Below are 16,037 nucleotides of genomic sequence, written 5' to 3'. Positions count from 1 at the left end.
ATTCCTCAGGCTTTCTTGTCTTCGCCGATAAGCAGCTTGCTGTCGGACAGGAACATGTGGGGGGGGACTTCAAGGTTGTCAGGCGCCGGCTTGTTCTTGAAGACCCGGCCAGCCATATCGAATGTCGAACCATGGCATGGGCACAAGAAGCCGCCCTTCCAATCATCTGGAAGCGAAGGCTGAGCGCCGGTCTGGAATTTGTCAGAGGGAGAGCAACCAAGGTGGGAGCAAATACCCACTGCCACAAAGAACTCCGGCTTGATGGAGCGCGCTTCATTGCGGGCGTATTCCGGGGTCAGCTCGTCAGGCTTGCGCTCTGACTTGGGATCTGCCAGTTGGCTATCGATACCCGCCAAAGCGGCTACCTGCTCTGGTGTACGTCGAACAATCCACACAGGCTTGCCGCGCCATTCAACAGTGACCTTCTCGCCAGGTTTGAGTTCAGCGATGTCTACCTCAACTGCTGCTCCTGCAGCCTTCGCGCGCTCAGACGGCTGAAAAGTACTCACAAAGGGAATGGCGGTTGCAACACCACCTACCGCACCAGCACAACCGGAGGCAATCAGCCAAGTCCGCTTGCTGGCGTCGATCTTTTTGCTGTCGACAAGTGTTTCACTCATGAGAATCCTCAACGAACGTCGCTAGTAGATTAGACAAGAATTGTAGCTGACGGATGTAGGGTTATTCAATGAACAGGGACTTGCGCAAGTCACCTTCGCAATGCCCTTGTGATTTCGGGGATACTAGCGCTTTTATCAATTAAGGAGAGTTACCCCATGGGCATGTTGCAAGAATTCAAAGAATTCGCCGTCAAAGGTAATGTGGTCGACTTGGCAGTCGGTGTGATCATTGGTGGCGCGTTCGGCAAAATTGTCGACTCGGTAGTGGGCGACTTGATCATGCCTTTGATCGGTGCTGTCGTTGGCAAACTTGATTTCTCCAACCTCTTTGTAGTCTTGGGAAGCATTCCCCCCGGCACTGGCACCACTCTGGATGCACTCAAAAAAGCAGGCGTGCCGGTGTTTGCTTATGGCAACTTCATCACCGTCGCAGTCAACTTTGCGATCTTGGCTTTCATCATCTTCCTGATGATCAAGCAAATCAACCGCTTGAAGAAAGAAGCCCCGGCTGCGGCACCTGCGCCTGTGGTTACTCCGGAAGACGTGTTGTTGTTGCGTGAAATCCGCGACAGCCTGAAGAAGTAAATTTGGCAGCAGGATTTGCTACAGTTTTAATAGCAAATCCTGCTTTACGCACAAGGGCTAGGTGCTTATTTAGTTGATTTTTACGAGGCGCTTCGCAGTATCAACTGCCTCCAACAGGCTTCGATAGTCTGCAACACCGCGGCCCGCAATATCAAAAGCAGTGCCATGATCCGGGCTGGTGCGCACCAAAGGCAAGCCTAGGGTCACATTTACACCCTGCTCCACTCCGAAGTATTTCACCGGGATGAGCCCTTGGTCGTGGTACATCGCCACCACCACATCAAATTCGCCGGGGTGGTTTTCGGTATTCCTGGCGCGCATAAAAACAGTATCGGGTGCAATAGGGCCATAGACATCCGCCCCCTCAGAACTGACCGCTGCAATCGCCGGTGCGATGGTCTCGATCTCCTCTTGCCCAAAGAGCCCGCCCTCCCCCGCATGCGGGTTCAAACCAGCGACCGCAATCCGAGGCTCACGGCCCAAGGCATTGCGCAAGGCGACACGGGTGATTCTCAGCGTGTCAACGATGTTTTCGAAAGTGATCGCCTCCAGCGCCTTTCGGAGCGACACATGGATGCTGACCAGCACGGTTCGTAACTCATGGTTAGCCAGCATCATGCGCACTGGCATCGCTTCAACTGATAGACCTTGGGCATGGGCGGCACGCGCCTGCAGCAACTCGGTGTGCCCGGGATACCCGTTGTAAGGCGCACCAGCAGCACTCATCGCCTCTTTGTGCAAGGGCGCCGTCACTAACGCAGCGATATCTCCACGCAACGCCGCATCTGCCGCCCAGACGACGCATCGGCTGGCGAACTCGCCCGCCGCCTCACTCACCATGCCATAGGGCACCTCAGGAAGCGCCGGGCCGACCTGGAGCACAGGAATACACCCGGGCGGAATGCGGCCCATGTCGTCGAGAGCGGTTAGGACTGCCACGGGCGCCACCAATCCGCCGCCCGCTACCAAACGGCTGGCGCGCCGCATAGCTTGCACGTCCCCTGCAACAAAACAGTCCCGCATCAATGCTGGCGCCTGTTGGTAACAACGGGCAATGATTTCGGGCCCGATTCCGGCCGCATCGCCGAGGGTGATGGCTATCCAAGAAGTTGTCATGCGGGATTCGGGATATCAATGAAGGTATGGGTCAAACCGTGTTGCTCAGCCACCCAGGCCCCAACCGCCCGAGCACCATAGCGCTCGCTGGCATGGTGTCCGCAGGCGATGTAAGACACACCGCATTCGCGTGCATAGTGGGCCTGAGGCTCTGAAATTTCGCCTGTAATGAACACCTGCGCCCCGGTGGCAATGGCAGGCTCAAAGTAACTCTGCGCCCCTCCAGTACACCACGCCACCTTGCTGACAGGCCCCGAAAATCCGGAAACACAAGTCACGCTGCGACCCAATACGTTTTCGATATGCGCTGAGAGCGCTGCATCACTCTCCCAGGCAGTTGACGCAGCGCCCAAATGCCCTAACGCTTGCTCTCCAAAGGTGGCCTGCGTTTCCAGTCCGAGCAGCTTACCCAGCTGGGCGTTGTTTCCGAGTTCGGGGTGGGCATCCAGCGGCAGGTGGTATGCCAGCAGGTTGATGTTGTGGGCAATTAACAAGCCCAGGCGTTTTCGCATCCAACCACTTACCTGGCCATCAAACCCTTTCCAGAACAAACCGTGGTGCACCAAAACTGCGTCCGCCTTTTGATCGATCGCTGCTTGAATGAACGCCTCGCTGGCTGTCACCCCGCTGACCAAGTGTCCGATACCGGTGCGCCCTTCGACCTGCAATCCGTTATGGCAATAGTCCTTGAAGCGCTCCGGTTCAAGCAGTGTTTGTAGAGTTTGGATGAGCTGTTGGCGATCAATCATGGTGAGTCGGGCTCTCGTTTTTATTCACTATTGTCTCTGAGGGCGATACCGGCTCCAGGCTACTGTCGCACCCCTGCCCAGCGGCGATCCAGCGCAAGGCCATCTTGCCAAGCAAGAAAGCAAACCCACTGCGCACTGGCCACCAGACCGCAGGCCACACCCGCGCAAGCATCGCCTGTGGGTTTGCTACCGCACCACAGCGGTACTGCCGCGACACGCTGTCCCATTGCAAGGCCACGCAAGCCCCATTGCGGCGCCGACTGAGCACAATACCCACAGGGCACGGCTCCGCCAAGCAGCAAACGCCGCAACCATTGCACGCAGCCCCCCAATTCGGTTTGAGAGGCGCGTCCGGCTCGATGAGAATGGTGCGGTAAGAATCGGTCATAGTCCGTGCAGCAGCACACAGCTTAGCAGCCTACAATTTGCACGTGGCGCCCGCTGGTGTGTGCCCTTTGCAGAGTGATTTCATGAAAAGACTTTGGTTGCTGTTCTCTCAAACGTGCACCGTATTGCTGGCTTCGTATTTTGTAGTTGCGACGTTAAAACCCCAGTGGATCAGCGCCGGCACCAGCAGTCGCGGTGTCATCTCGATGTTTGAGTCACCGGCTCCGCCAGCGGGGGAAATTCCTCCCGGCAGCTTGCGAATGGCAGCGCAAGTGGCTTCGTCCGCAGTAGTCAGCATCGCCACCAGCAAAGCAGCGGCGCAGCACCCCAATGCTGATGACCCGTGGTTCAAGTTCTTCTACGGCGACCAGAGCGATGAGCCTCAGGGCGGCTTGGGTAGCGGCGTGATTGTCAGCCCGCAAGGCTACATCCTCACCAACAACCATGTGATCGAAGAGGCAGACGAGATCGAAGTCGTCCTCAACGACGGGCGCAAATCCGTCGCCAAAGTCATTGGCACGGATCCCGATAGCGACCTCGCAGTACTGAAAGTCGAGCTAGACAAGTTGCCCACCATCGTGCTGGGCAATGCAGATGCCCTGCGTGTAGGCGACCAGGTTTTGGCCATCGGCAACCCGTTTGGCGTCGGGCAGACGGTGACCAGCGGGATTGTGAGCGCACTGGGGCGCAACCAGTTGGGCATCAACACCTTTGAAAACTTTATCCAAACCGATGCAGCGATCAACCCTGGCAACTCGGGCGGCGCCTTGGTGGATACCAACGGCAACTTGCTGGGCATCAACACCGCCATCTACTCCCGCTCGGGTGGCAGCATGGGCATCGGTTTTGCCATACCGGTGACGACCGCCAAGCAAGTGCTCGAAGACATTGTGAAAGACGGCAAAGTTACCCGTGGCTGGATCGGTGTGGAACCCAACGACCTCTCTCCCGAGCTGGCTGAAACCTTTGATGTGAAGGCCCAAGAGGGTGTCATCATCACTGGCGTGCTGCAAAACGGGCCTGCCGCTCAAGCGGGCATCCGCCCGGGTGATGTGATCGTAAGCATAGGCGGGACGCCCGTTCGAGATGTCACCCAGTTGCTGGCTCTGGTGTCATCGCTCAAGCCCGGTATCGAATCTGCTTTTGTGGTTCAGCGCAAAGAAGCTCAGGTAAACCTGAAGCTCACCCCTGGCGTACGGCCCAAGCCCAAGGCGGTCAAGCGCTGAAAGCAAAACCCCCGCACAAAGGCGGGGGCTGGATCTAAAAGCGGTGTCCGACTCAGGCGGACTTTGACTCTTCCGCAGGGGCTTGGGTGTGCTTGATAAATATCTGCGCAGCCCAGATACCGATTTCATACAAGATACACATCGGGATCGCTAACGCAAGCTGAGACACCACATCCGGCGGAGTCACGATCGCAGCGATCACGAACGCGAGCACGATGAAGTAGCTGCGGAAAGCCTTGAGCTTTTCTATGGACACGATCCCCATACGCGCCAGCACGACCACCACGATGGGCACCTCAAACGCCAAGCCGAAGGCCAAGAACATGGACAGGACAAAGTCCAAATAGGCCTCAATGTCTGGAGTCGCGGCAATGCTCTTGGGTGCGAAGCTTTGGATGAACTTGAACACCTGCCCAAAAACAAAGAAGTAACAAAACGCCACGCCGACAAAAAACAGCACTGTGCTCGAAACCACCAAAGGGAGCACCAGCTTCTTCTCGTGGCTGTAGAGGCCCGGCGCCACAAAAGCCCACAACTGCCAAAGAACCACCGGAAGCGCAATCAAGAATGCGGTCATCAGCATGATCTTGAGCGGCACCAAGAAGGGCGAAATCACCGAGGTGGCAATCAGCTTGCCGCCCTCAGGCAGAGAGGCAATCAACGGTTGGGCCAAAAAGTCATATAGTGCGGCCGGCCCCGGGTACAAAGCCAACACCGCCATGGCGATACCCACCGCAATGGCAGCTTTGACCAAGCGATCGCGCAACTCCATCAAATGCTGGACGAAGGGTTGCTCTGTGCCGGCAAGCTCGTCTTGCGGTTGATTTTCAGTAGACATGAGTAGAGTGTTGAGCGCCGCTCAGCGGGCGCGGGGAGGACGGAACCGGGCTACACGTGCAGCACCCGACAAAGCACGGGTACGCACCCCGTTGCGGGCCTTGTACCACTGCGGCATGGCACCTTGCTTCAAACGCCAGTTTTTGTTGGGATGTTTGTAGCTCGGTGGCTCGGGCGCCAGCGCTGCATCAGCAACCTCGGACCACGACTTCTCAAAGTCGGAGGCGGATGTCTGGATGGAGTTTTCTACGTCACGCGCGGCACCTTCTACGGTTTCGCGCATTTTCTTCAACTCGTCCAGGTCCATCGACCGGTTGACCTCAGCCTTCACATCCGACACATAGCGTTGCGCCTTGCCAAGCAAGGCACCCACTGTGCGAGCAACCCGGGGCAGCTTTTCAGGCCCGATGACGATCAACGCCACCGCGCCGATCAGCGCCATTTTGGAAATTCCGAGATCAATCACGCAGATTCAGCTCAGGACTTTTGCTTGGCTTCCACGTCGATCGTGGTTTTCTCAGCGGCATTGGCCACTTGTTGTGCAGGAGCAGCAGACTTGTCGTCGGCAGCCGGTGCAGTGCCGTCTTTCATGCCATCTTTGAAACCTTTGACCGCACCGCCCAAGTCAGAGCCGATGTTCTTGAGTTTCTTGGTGCCGAACACCATGACGACGATCAGCAGAACGATCAACCAGTGCCAAATAGAAAATGAACCCATGATGTACTCCTAACAATAAATTGAATTCTAGTCGCCCACTTGAAGCGACTAACCTTTCAGCCAGGGGCGAGAACCACCCATGATGTGAAAATGTAAATGATGGACTTCCTGCCCACCCTCTGACCCGGTATTGGTAACCAAACGGTAGCCTCCTTCGGGGTAAGGGTTGCATCCCTCCTTCAAAGCCAACTGCGGCACCAGGGCCATCATGTGGGCCATCAGGGTGCCATGCTCTGCAGTGATGTGCGCCATGCTGGGAATATGCGCCTTGGGTATCAGCAAAAAATGCACCGGCGCCCAAGGATTGATGTCGTGGAAGGCATAGACATGCTCATCTTCATACACCGCCTTGGATGGAATCTGCTTGGCCACGATCTTGCAAAAAATGCAATTCGCATCGTGGGCGTGATGGGTGTGCTCGCTCATGCACCGATCTCCTGACCTTTATTCATTGCCATAAAGCCCGTCACGATACGGTAGAGAAACCACAGTGATGTGACAGCCCAGGCCACAGCGCCCGGAATATAGAAGAGCAGAAACAGAGGGGAAGTCAGCAAATACGCCAACCCGGCAAACAACACCGAGCGGATACGCCAGCGGAAATGCGAAGCATGCCAAGTACCGGCTGCGTCATCACGCTTGACCAAATCGATGATCAGGGCCACCAGCAACAGCGTCAAGCCAACCTGCGCGCCGGGAATCAAGGCCGCTACCGCCACGATGAGGTGAAGTACATAGCTGATGGTACCCACCGTGTTCAGCCCCTGCAGCTTGAGCAACAGGGCTTGGCCTGAGGAAGCGGGAGTGGTGAAGTCTTGGCTCATTGCGCGGCTCCTTATTTGGACTCGGCTTCGCGCGCCACCGCTTTGCGCAGGGCTTTTTCTTCCAGACCACTCGTGCCCAAGCGACGCTGCAACTCGGTGATGACATCTGCGGGGCTCAGGCCGTAATGGGCCAGCGCCACCATGCTGTGGAACCACAGGTCAGCCATCTCGTAAACGATCTTTGTCTTGTCGCCGCCGTGGTCCGCGTCTTTGGCGGCCAGCACCACTTCCGTGGCCTCCTCGCCGATTTTCTTCAGAAAGGCGTCAGGGCCTTTGTGCAGCAGGCGCGCCACATAGCTCGCCTCGGGGTCGCCCCCGTTGGCCGCTTTGCGACTTTCGATGACAGCTGCCAAATGGGCCAGCGCATCTTGAGAAGTGAGTGTGTCCTGCATGGTGTGAATACGCGCTTTACTTGTAAATGGATTCAGGGTCTTTGAGCACCGGGTCAACCGCTTGCCAGACACCGTCCTTCAGCACACTGAAGAAACAGCTGTGGCGCCCGGTGTGGCAAGCGATACCGGGCTCATGGCCCAGCTGGGTCACTTTGAGCAAGATAACGTCACTGTCACAGTCCATGCGGATCTCATGGACTTTCTGCACATGGCCGGACTCTTCGCCTTTGAACCAGAGCTTGTCGCGCGAACGGCTGAAATACACCGCCTGACCGAGCTCCACGGTTTTTTGCAGCGCCTCCCGGTTCATCCAGGCAAACATCAGCACATCACCCGTGGTTTGCTCTTGCGCAATGACAGGGACCAAGCCTTTGGAGTCCCAACGGATGTGCTTGATCCAGCTCACTGGGGGGGTCATTTGAGATTCCATTTGCTATTTTTTTGATAGCTGCTCGCGCAGCATTATTGGGCGCCAGTGCTCTAAAAGGCTTAAATTCTGACCGGGATACCCCGCTCCGCCATACGCGCTTTCGCTTGGCCCACCGTGTATTCGCCGTAATGGAAGATGCTGGCTGCCAACACCGCATCGGCGCCGCCCTGCTGCACGCCATCTGCCAAGTGGTCGAGGTTGCCCACGCCGCCACTGGCAATCACCGGCACGCTGATCGCATCGGCCACCGCGCGGGTCAGGGCCAAATCAAACCCACTCTTGGTGCCATCACGGTCCATGCTGGTGAGCAAGATCTCGCCGGCACCGCGGCGCGCCATCTCGGTGGCCCATACCACTGCATCCAGCCCCGTGTTTTTACGGCCGCCGTGGCTGTACACATCCCAGCCCGCGCCGCGGGTGGCTGCGTCTTCGGCGGACCGGCGCTTGGCATCAATCGCCACCACAATCGCCTGTGAGCCGTATTTGAGCGATGCGTCTTCAATCACCTGCGGATTGGCCAAGGCCGCCGAGTTGAAACTCACCTTGTCGGCGCCTGCGTTCAGCAAGCGGCGCACGTCCTCGACCACCCGCACACCGCCACCCACGGTGAGCGGAATGAACACTTGCGAAGCCACCGCCTCGATGATGTGAAGAATCAAATCCCGCCCATCACTAGTAGCGGTGATATCGAGAAACGTGAGTTCGTCAGCACCCTGGTCGTTGTAGCGCGCAGCAATTTCTACCGGGTCCCCGGCGTCACGCAGTTCGACAAAGTTCACGCCTTTGACTACGCGACCGCCGGTCACGTCCAAGCAAGGAATAATTCTCTTGGCTAACACTGCTTAGCCGTTCAACTCGTCGGCGCGGAGCTGCGCTTTTTCAAAGTCGAGGTCGCCGCTATAAATGGCGCGGCCGCAGATCACACCTTCCACGCCTTCGTCTTCCACAGCGCACAGGGCTTCGATGTCAGCCATGTTGGACAGGCCGCCAGAGGCGATAACAGGGATCGTGAGCGCTTGTGCGAGCTTGACGGTGGCGTCGATGTTGATGCCGGACAGCATGCCGTCGCGGCCGATGTCGGTGTAAATGATGCCTTCGACGCCGTAGTCTTCAAACTTTTTGCCGAGGTCGATCACGTCGTGGCGGGTGAGCTTGCTCCAGCCGTCGGTGGCCACTTTGCCGTCGCGGGCGTCCAGGCCCACGATGATGTGGCCGCCGAACGCGGTGCAAGCATCCTGCAAAAAGCCGGGGTTCTTAACCGCTGCTGTACCGATGATGACGTAGCGCAAGCCCGCATCCAGATAACGCTCGATGGTGTCCAGATCGCGGATACCGCCACCCAGCTGCACATCAATCTCGCCGCCCACTTCCTTCAATATCTTGCGAATGGCCACCTCGTTCTTGGGATGGCCCGCAAACGCGCCGTTCAAATCTACGAGATGCAGGCGGCGCGCGCCCTTGTCGACCCAGCTTCGGGCCATGACCGCGGGGTCTTCGCCAAAGGTGGTGGATTGGTCCATATCGCCTTGTTTGAGGCGAACGCAGTGGCCGTCTTTGAGGTCAATTGCAGGAATTAAAAGCATGGTGCTTCAGGGTTGGAGGAAAAAGAGGTCGCTTTGCCAAATGCAGGAGTGCGGCAAGGATAAAGATTCAAGGGTTCCAGTGCAGGAAATTGCGATACAGGGCTAAACCGTGTTCGGCGCTCTTCTCAGGGTGGAATTGCGTCGCAAAAATATTATCGCGCGCAATGGCGCAAGAGAAGCGCTGGCCGTAGTCGGTCTCGCCCACGCTGTGGCGTGCATCCGACGGTTGTGCGTAATAACTGTGCACAAAGTAGAAGTAGGCGCCATCCGGCACCCCACCCCACACCGGATGCCGGCTTTCCCCGGTTTGCCAGACCTGGTTCCAGCCCATCTGGGGCACTTTGTAACGGCTGCCATCAGGTTGTGTTTGGCCGGCGAGGTCAAACTTGACCACCTCACCAGGAATCAAACCCAGGCACGGCGTGTCCAGCTCTGCCGAGTGGTCCAGCAGCATCTGCATGCCCACGCAGACGCCCATCAGTGGCTTGTGCGCCGCTGCGTGCATCACGGCGTCGAACATGCTGGACTCGTGCAGCTCGCGCATGCAATCGCGCATTCCGCCTTGACCAGGCAAGACCACGCGCTCGGCGTCCATCACTTCTTGCGGGGTGCGGGCCCAGACAACCTCGACACCGGTGCCCTTAGCCACATGCATCACCGCCTGCGTGACGGAGCGCAAATTGCCCATGCCGTAGTCAACGACAGCGACCTTTTTCATCAGAGCGAACCTTTGGTGGAGGGAATCACACCCAATGCGCGCGGATCGAACTCCAATGCGGAGCGCAATGCACGGGCAAAGGCCTTGAACACGGTCTCGGCCTGGTGGTGGGAGTTTTCACCCTTGAGGTTGTCAATGTGCAGGGTCACCGAGGCGTGGTTCACAAAGCCTTGGAAGAACTCGTGCGTGAGCTGGGTGTCAAACGCGCCGATCATGCCGCTCTTGAAGGGCACATGCATTTCCAACTGCGGGCGGCCTGAAAAGTCGATCACGACGCGGCTCAGGGCTTCGTCCAGCGGCACATAAGCGTGGCCATAACGGCGGATGCCTTTCTTGTCGCCAACAGCCTTGGCAAAGGCCTGGCCCAGGGTAATGCCCACGTCTTCTACCGTGTGGTGCCCATCAATATGCAAGTCGCCTTCGGCTTCAATGTCGAGGTCAATCAGTCCGTGGCGGGCGATCTGGTCGAGCATGTGGTCGAAAAAGCCGATGCCCGTGGACAGGCGGCTCACACCCGTGCCGTCCAGGTTCACGCGCACGCGGATCTTGGTTTCCGCAGTGTTGCGGGACACTTCGGCAATGCGCGCGGGCATGGAGGCGGGGACTTCGGTGATCGGGTAATTGGTGCTCATAAGGTTTCCTGCAAGGCCTGAATCAGTCGGGCGTTTTCTTCGGCGGTGCCGACGGTCAAACGCAAACAGCGGGCCAGCAATGGGTGCATTTTAGAAACGTTCTTGACCAGCACCCCGCGCGCCTTCAAACCGTCGAATATTTTTTGGGCAGCATCGTCCGCGCCGGGGAAGCGCACCAGCACCATGTTGGCATCGCTATCCCAGGCCTTCACGCCGGGCACGGCGCGCAACGCTCCTAAAAGAATAGCGCGCTGCGCACATATCTCTTGGGCTTGCACGGCAAAAGCATCTTGATGCTCGAGGGCGAACAAGGCGCACTCGTAGTTCAGCACACTGATGTTGTACGGCGGACGGACTTTGTCGACCTGGGCGATTAGGGCGGCGGGGCCGGTCATGTAGCCCAAGCGCACTCCGGCCAAGCCGAACTTGCTCAGGGTGCGCATCAGCACCACATGGGGGTGGGCGGCGGGGTTCGCGCGGATCACATCCATGTAGGTGCGGCTGGAGAACGGCTGGTAGGCCTCGTCCACCGCCACGATGCTGCCCGCCTGCTTGGCGGCAGCGATCACGGTGGCCATGGCGTCGGCGTCCCAGAGATTGGCAGTGGGGTTGTTGGGGTAGGCCAGGTACACGATGGCGGGCTGCTTCTCGGCAATAGCCTGCACCATGGCGGGCACATCGAGGGCAAAGTCTTCGGTCAGCGGCACGCCCACAAAGTCCAGCCCCTGCAGCTGGGCGCTCATGGCGTACATCACAAAGCCGGGTGTGGGTGCCAACACCACGGGGCGGGCCTCGCCGGGCTGAGCGGGTACGTCGCAGGCCATGGAGAGCAGCGAAATCAGCTCGTCCGAGCCATTGCCCAGCATGATGTCGTGATCCGCAGGCATGCCCACGTACTGCGCCAAGGCGGTTCGCAAGTCATTGACCCGACCGTCGGGGTAGCGGTTAAGCGCCAGCGCGCCCAGGCGTTGGCCCAACTCGGCTTGCAGGTGGGGTGGCAGGGAAAACGGGTTCTCCATGGCATCGAGCTTGACCATGCCTTTGGAGTCCTGGACCGCGTAGGCATGCATGCCCTGCACGTCCTGGCGGATGCGGCGCGCAATCAGCGCCTGTACGTCAGCAGCAAAGTCGGCAGAGGTTGTCATGCAAGGGCTTTCAAAAAACTAGTCGGCCAGCGCCAGATCGGCAGGCGTGGCTTGCAAAGGGTTCAGGATGGTGATGCCGTCGATCTGTTGGCCGTGCTGCAAGTCAAACGACAGCACATGACTTGCGCCGCTCTGCGCAGCAGCGGCAACGATGAGCGCATCCCAATACGGCAGGCCGAAGCGGGCTTCCACGCCCCAGGCGGTTTCCACCGTCTGGTGGTCGATCTGCCAAGGCTGCCAGAGCTGGTAGCGGCGCAGCTTGGCGCGTGCGTCGCCCTGCGGCATGGCAAAGTGGCGGGTGGCACCCACGTAATAGGCGTTGAGCACCTGCGTACTCAAGCGCCCTGCCCTGCGTTGCCACAAGGCTTGGAGCCATTCGCGGACGCGGGTTTGGCGGGCGGCGTCAAACGCATCGTCAGCAGCCAACAGCACGTTGGTGTCCACAAAGACGATGGCGCCAGATGTGTCGAGCGGGCTAGCCATTGTTCAGGTCCCGCGCCGGATAAGCCTTGCCACCCGAGCTGAAGCTGGAGGTATCCGCCACCCAATCGCGCTGGGCGCGGGCGTAGGCATCGTCATGTTGCATCTTTTCGGTCAACATCTCGCCTACCAAGCGCGACACGCTGGTATTGCGGCGGGCCGCCTCGATCCGCACCCATTCCAGGGTGGCGTCTTCGACGGTGATGGTGACGTTTTTCATCTTGAGGGCAGTTTACACGAAATTCGTGTTACACGAATTTCGTGTAAATTTATGGCGATTATTCGATCAAGGAAAAGGTGCAACACCCGAGAGCCCCGCGCTATAGTGCGGCAAAAGTAAATAACGGGAGGATAGAGAGATGATGGCAACTCAAACGAAAAAGCGCGCCCCGAAAATACCGGAGTTTCCGCTATCTTTATGTGAGCAGCCTGCGCATATTCCACCTGCGCTAGATGCTATTTTGGTGGACTCCATTGCAGGAGTCTCTGACTCTGCCACATTACGTTAAACATGAGTTTTTTCACCCGTGCACTCATAGCTGTTTCCTCATTCATGTTTTTGGCGATTGCTGTGGGCATGGCGATCCGAGGAAACTACGGGGCGGCAGCTACAGCTGGTGGTCTAGCTTGCTTTATCCTTTTTATGGGGGGCATGGCTTGGTTCGAGAAGAAGTACCCGTTGCCTCCTTTACCGAAAGGAGAGGTCCCTACACTTGGTGGCGAAGCCCGCCGGTACCTTGAACATTACCCGGGTGCGCCAGGCAAGGTCGCTGCAGTTGTGCTCGGCATCATCTTGCTTCTCGCCATAGTCACATTCATTCTGCGCTTATGGCACACCACACATGCCTGACTTGTCCTATACGGACTCCCTCACAAACGGAAGAAACTGCTCGATGTCTTGGCTGTTGGGGAAGCGCCTGCTGCTCAAATGTCCGGCATCTAAAGTGGACTCTGTTGTGGTCGGCGCCGACATGGAATCTGCGGAACCGAAGCGCCAGTCGCTAAAAGTGGCTGCAAATGTACGGGGAGCGTCAATGGCCTCTATCAGTATGGGGGAACCCGTTTGGCCAATCGTAGGCCACGCGACGCTATGCAGTTGCGCGGCGCTCTAATCCGACGCAAGCCTCTCATCATCAGTACAGTGGCCTCGGGTTTCCAGCGCCAAGGCCACGCACTTCACAAACAGGGATAAACCGTCCCCAGCGCATTCACCACCACCAGCTGCACCGGCATGTCGGCCTCGTAGAGGTCGGCATTGCGCTTGAGCTCGGTGGTGTACAGGCTCTTGGCCATGCTGGGCTCCAGGCGGCGGCCGTTGAGGCAGATGCTGGCGCTGGCACCTGCGCGCACCGCTTGGGTGTGGGCCTCGAGCGCGCCTTCCATGACACCGACCAGGTAGTAGTCGGTATAGGTGCTGCCTTGTTTCTCGATCTTCTCGAGGGCCCGCATTTCGCGGATGGTCATGGCGTGAGCCGCAGAGGCCGCGGCAAGGCACAGTGCGAGGCACGCAGCGGCTTGCCGCAGCGTGGAAAAGGTGTGGGGGGTATGAAGTGTGGTGCGCATAGGGCTTGGTCGTCCTGATGCGCCCATTCTTACTTCAATCGCATTTCCGCCGCACGTGCATGGGCTTGCAGGCCCTCGCCATGGGCCAGCACCGAGGCAATCTGCCCCAATGCTTGGGCGCCCTGCTCGCTCACCTCGATAAGGCTGCTGCGCTTCTGGAAGTCGTACACCCCCAGCGGGCTGCTGAAACGCGCGGTACCGCTGGTGGGCAGCACATGGTTGGGTCCAGCGCAATAGTCGCCCAGGCTCTCAGACGTATAAGCGCCCAAAAAGATGGCACCGGCGTGCTTGAGCAGGGGTTCCCATTTGTGCGGGTCGTTGCTGGAGACTTCCAGGTGCTCGGGCGCGATGCGGTTGCTGATCTCGCAGGCCTCTTCCATGCTGCGGGTCTGAATCAGCGCACCGCGGCCGGTGAGGCTTTTGGCGATGATCTCGGCGCGCGGCATTTCATTGAGCAATCGATTGATCGAGGCTTGCACCTGATCGATGTAGGCCGCATCCGGGCACAGCAAGATGCTTTGCGCCAGCTCGTCGTGCTCGGCCTGGCTGAACAAGTCCATCGCCACCCAGTCTGGCGGCGTGGTGCCATCGGCCAGCACCAGAATCTCGCTGGGGCCGGCAATCATGTCGATGCCCACGGTGCCGAACACGCGGCGCTTGGCAGCGGCCACGTAGGCGTTGCCCGGGCCGGTGATTTTGTGCACGGCGGGGATGGTGGCGGTGCCGTAAGCCAAGGCGGCCACCGCTTGCGCGCCGCCGATGGTGAAGGCGCGGGTCACGCCCGCCACGTAGGCGGCTGCCAGCACCAAGGCATTTTTCTCACCCTTAGGGGTTGGAACGACCATGATGATTTCGCCGACCCCGGCCACGTGCGCGGGGATGGCGTTCATCAGCACGCTACTGGGGTAAGCCGCTTTGCCGCCAGGCACATAGATGCCCACGCGGTCCAAGGGTGTGACCTTTTGGCCCAAAAGCGTGCCGTCTTCGTCACGGTAGCTCCAGCTCTCGCCGGAGGCCTTCTTTTGTGCTTCGTGGTAGCTGCGCACCCGCTTCGCGGCTGCCTCCAGCGCAGCGCGCTGGTCTGCAGGGATGCTGTCGAACGCGGCTTTGAGCTCGGCTTGGGTCAGCTCCAGCGCCTTCATGTCGGCGGCGTTCAGGCCATCAAAACGGGCGGTGTACTCCAGCACTGCCGCATCGCCACGCTGCTGCACATCGGCCAGGATGTCGGCCACGCGCTGCTCGATGGCGGCATCGGTGTCGGCAGACCAATGCAGGCGCGCCTTGAATTCAGCCTCAAAAGTGGCGCTAGCGCTTGATAAACGTGCAGGAGCAGCTACAAAAGTCATAGCAAATGGGTTTCCGGAGTTACTGGCCTACGGCGCCGGCAAAGGCGTCGATGATCTTGCGGATGGGTTCTTGTTTGAGCTTGAGTGCGGCCTGGTTCACCACCAAGCGGGAGCTGATGTCCATGATGCGCTCCACCTCGACGAGGTGATTGGCCTTGAGGGTGTTGCCGGTGGAGACCAGATCCACAATCGCGTCGGCCAGGCCGACCAGGGGCGCCAGCTCCATGCTGCCGTAGAGCTTGATCAAATCCACGTGCACGCCCTTGCTGGCGAAAAACTCGCGGGCAATCGCCACGTATTTGGTAGCCACCTTGAGTCGGGAGCCCTGCTTGACAGCAGACGCATAGTCAAAGTCCGCACGCACCGCCACGCTGATGCGGCACTTGGCGATCTGCAAATCCAGCGGCTGGTAAAGGCCTTGGCTGCCGTGCTCCAGCAAAGTGTCTTTGCCGGTGATGCCCAGGTCGGCGCCGCCGTATTGCACATAGGTGGGCACGTCAGTCGCGCGCACCACGAGCACGCGGACGTTGGGCTGGTTGGTGTCCAGAATCAGTTTGCGGGACTTTTCAGGGTCGTCCAGCACCTCAATGCCGGCGGCTTTGAGCAGCGGCACGGTTTCTTCAAAAATACGGCCTTTGGACAGGGCCAGGGTGATCATGTCTGCGCTCATGGCGGGCTCTCGGAGTT

General features: G+C 58.8%; 23 protein-coding genes. 3 read left to right on the top strand and 20 right to left on the bottom strand.

Features of this window, described 5'->3' with window-relative positions:
• Positions 1-5: 5 nt before the first annotated feature.
• Positions 6-620, bottom strand: a complete 615-nt coding sequence (gene petA, locus RAE19_RS13120) for a ubiquinol-cytochrome c reductase iron-sulfur subunit (RefSeq protein WP_313875309.1) — start codon at positions 618-620, stop codon at positions 6-8.
• Positions 621-776: 156 nt separating this feature from the next.
• Between petA and mscL the strand changes: the two genes are divergently transcribed.
• Complete coding sequence (gene mscL, locus RAE19_RS13115; RefSeq protein ID WP_313875308.1) at positions 777-1,205, top strand: large conductance mechanosensitive channel protein MscL; 429 nt, start codon at positions 777-779, stop codon at positions 1,203-1,205.
• 69 nt (positions 1,206-1,274) lie between these two features.
• On the opposite strand, the gene pdxA is transcribed toward mscL, so the two are convergent.
• Both pdxA and RAE19_RS13105 read right to left on the bottom strand, forming a co-directional pair.
• Complete coding sequence (gene pdxA / locus RAE19_RS13110) at positions 1,275-2,321, bottom strand: 4-hydroxythreonine-4-phosphate dehydrogenase PdxA (protein WP_313875307.1); 1,047 nt, start codon at positions 2,319-2,321, stop codon at positions 1,275-1,277.
• Positions 2,318-3,070 (bottom strand): Nif3-like dinuclear metal center hexameric protein, encoded by a 753-nt coding sequence (locus tag RAE19_RS13105; RefSeq protein WP_313875306.1) that lies wholly within the window; start codon positions 3,068-3,070, stop codon positions 2,318-2,320. Before RAE19_RS13105 ends, pdxA begins: the two co-directional genes overlap by 4 nt.
• Before the next feature lie 470 nt (positions 3,071-3,540).
• Here RAE19_RS13105 and RAE19_RS13100 point away from each other — a divergent pair, with 470 nt between their 5' ends.
• On the top strand, positions 3,541-4,683 hold the full coding sequence (locus RAE19_RS13100; protein WP_313875305.1) for a S1C family serine protease: 1,143 nt from the start codon (positions 3,541-3,543) through the stop codon (positions 4,681-4,683).
• A 52-nt stretch (positions 4,684-4,735) separates the two neighbouring features.
• Here the strand turns inward: RAE19_RS13100 and tatC are convergent, their stop codons facing one another.
• From tatC to RAE19_RS13030, 14 genes are all read right to left on the bottom strand, one after another.
• On the bottom strand, positions 4,736-5,521 hold the full coding sequence (tatC, locus tag RAE19_RS13095) for a twin-arginine translocase subunit TatC (protein ID WP_313875304.1): 786 nt from the start codon (positions 5,519-5,521) through the stop codon (positions 4,736-4,738).
• Between the two features lie 21 nt (positions 5,522-5,542).
• On the bottom strand, positions 5,543-5,986 hold the full coding sequence (tatB, locus tag RAE19_RS13090) for a Sec-independent protein translocase protein TatB (protein WP_313875303.1): 444 nt from the start codon (positions 5,984-5,986) through the stop codon (positions 5,543-5,545).
• Between the two features lie 11 nt (positions 5,987-5,997).
• A complete protein-coding gene (gene tatA / locus RAE19_RS13085; RefSeq protein WP_313875302.1) occupies positions 5,998-6,237 on the bottom strand; it encodes a Sec-independent protein translocase subunit TatA in 240 nt (79 codons plus the stop codon).
• A 48-nt stretch (positions 6,238-6,285) separates the two neighbouring features.
• The gene (locus RAE19_RS13080; protein ID WP_313875301.1) at positions 6,286-6,663 is read right to left on the bottom strand and encodes a histidine triad nucleotide-binding protein; all 378 of its coding nucleotides are present in this window, start codon (positions 6,661-6,663) and stop codon (positions 6,286-6,288) included.
• Positions 6,660-7,061, bottom strand: a complete 402-nt coding sequence (locus tag RAE19_RS13075; RefSeq protein ID WP_313875300.1) for a DUF4870 family protein — start codon at positions 7,059-7,061, stop codon at positions 6,660-6,662. The genes RAE19_RS13080 and RAE19_RS13075 overlap by 4 nt, the downstream gene beginning before the upstream one ends.
• 11 nt (positions 7,062-7,072) lie before the next feature.
• Positions 7,073-7,453, bottom strand: coding sequence for a phosphoribosyl-ATP diphosphatase (locus tag RAE19_RS13070; protein WP_313875299.1), 381 nt, complete (start codon positions 7,451-7,453; stop codon positions 7,073-7,075).
• Between the two features lie 16 nt (positions 7,454-7,469).
• The gene (hisI, locus tag RAE19_RS13065; RefSeq protein ID WP_428984021.1) at positions 7,470-7,871 is read right to left on the bottom strand and encodes a phosphoribosyl-AMP cyclohydrolase; all 402 of its coding nucleotides are present in this window, start codon (positions 7,869-7,871) and stop codon (positions 7,470-7,472) included.
• 71 nt (positions 7,872-7,942) lie between these two features.
• A complete protein-coding gene (gene hisF / locus RAE19_RS13060; RefSeq protein WP_313875298.1) occupies positions 7,943-8,722 on the bottom strand; it encodes an imidazole glycerol phosphate synthase subunit HisF in 780 nt (259 codons plus the stop codon).
• Positions 8,723-8,725: 3 nt separating this feature from the next.
• Positions 8,726-9,466, bottom strand: coding sequence for a 1-(5-phosphoribosyl)-5-[(5-phosphoribosylamino)methylideneamino]imidazole-4-carboxamide isomerase (gene hisA, locus RAE19_RS13055; RefSeq protein ID WP_313875297.1), 741 nt, complete (start codon positions 9,464-9,466; stop codon positions 8,726-8,728).
• Positions 9,467-9,533: 67 nt separating this feature from the next.
• Positions 9,534-10,184 carry an imidazole glycerol phosphate synthase subunit HisH gene (hisH, locus tag RAE19_RS13050; protein WP_313875296.1) on the bottom strand — a complete coding sequence of 217 codons (651 nt, stop codon included), beginning with the start codon at positions 10,182-10,184 and terminating at the stop codon, positions 9,534-9,536.
• Positions 10,184-10,816: an imidazoleglycerol-phosphate dehydratase HisB gene (gene hisB / locus RAE19_RS13045; RefSeq protein ID WP_430962537.1), complete on the bottom strand. Its 633-nt coding sequence runs from the start codon at positions 10,814-10,816 to the stop codon at positions 10,184-10,186. The genes hisH and hisB overlap by 1 nt, the downstream gene beginning before the upstream one ends.
• Positions 10,813-11,961 carry a histidinol-phosphate transaminase gene (gene hisC / locus RAE19_RS13040; protein ID WP_313875295.1) on the bottom strand — a complete coding sequence of 383 codons (1,149 nt, stop codon included), beginning with the start codon at positions 11,959-11,961 and terminating at the stop codon, positions 10,813-10,815. Before hisC ends, hisB begins: the two co-directional genes overlap by 4 nt.
• Positions 11,962-11,979: 18 nt before the next feature.
• Positions 11,980-12,444, bottom strand: coding sequence for a PIN domain-containing protein (locus RAE19_RS13035; RefSeq protein WP_313875294.1), 465 nt, complete (start codon positions 12,442-12,444; stop codon positions 11,980-11,982).
• Positions 12,437-12,661 (bottom strand): CopG family transcriptional regulator, encoded by a 225-nt coding sequence (locus RAE19_RS13030; protein WP_313875293.1) that lies wholly within the window; start codon positions 12,659-12,661, stop codon positions 12,437-12,439. Before RAE19_RS13030 ends, RAE19_RS13035 begins: the two co-directional genes overlap by 8 nt.
• A gap of 291 nt (positions 12,662-12,952) precedes the next feature.
• Here RAE19_RS13030 and RAE19_RS13025 point away from each other — a divergent pair, with 291 nt between their 5' ends.
• Positions 12,953-13,291 carry a hypothetical protein gene (locus RAE19_RS13025; RefSeq protein ID WP_313875292.1) on the top strand — a complete coding sequence of 113 codons (339 nt, stop codon included), beginning with the start codon at positions 12,953-12,955 and terminating at the stop codon, positions 13,289-13,291.
• Between the two features lie 326 nt (positions 13,292-13,617).
• Here RAE19_RS13025 and RAE19_RS13020 read toward each other — a convergent pair whose 3' ends face one another.
• From RAE19_RS13020 to hisG, 3 genes are read right to left on the bottom strand one after another with little or no spacing between them, the layout of a single operon-like run.
• Positions 13,618-14,004: a hypothetical protein gene (locus tag RAE19_RS13020; protein ID WP_313875291.1), complete on the bottom strand. Its 387-nt coding sequence runs from the start codon at positions 14,002-14,004 to the stop codon at positions 13,618-13,620.
• A gap of 29 nt (positions 14,005-14,033) precedes the next feature.
• Positions 14,034-15,350 (bottom strand): histidinol dehydrogenase, encoded by a 1,317-nt coding sequence (hisD, locus tag RAE19_RS13015; protein WP_313875290.1) that lies wholly within the window; start codon positions 15,348-15,350, stop codon positions 14,034-14,036.
• 19 nt (positions 15,351-15,369) lie between these two features.
• Positions 15,370-16,008, bottom strand: a complete 639-nt coding sequence (hisG, locus tag RAE19_RS13010; protein ID WP_105262764.1) for an ATP phosphoribosyltransferase — start codon at positions 16,006-16,008, stop codon at positions 15,370-15,372.
• Positions 16,009-16,037 lie beyond the last annotated feature (29 nt).

Origin of the sequence: Rhodoferax potami, assembly GCF_032193805.1 — a bacterium.
In the GTDB taxonomy this organism is placed as follows: domain Bacteria; phylum Pseudomonadota; class Gammaproteobacteria; order Burkholderiales; family Burkholderiaceae_C; genus Allorhodoferax; species Allorhodoferax potami_A.
The sequence above is the reverse complement of the archived record's forward strand: the minus strand, read 5'-3'. Positions and strand labels throughout refer to the sequence as shown.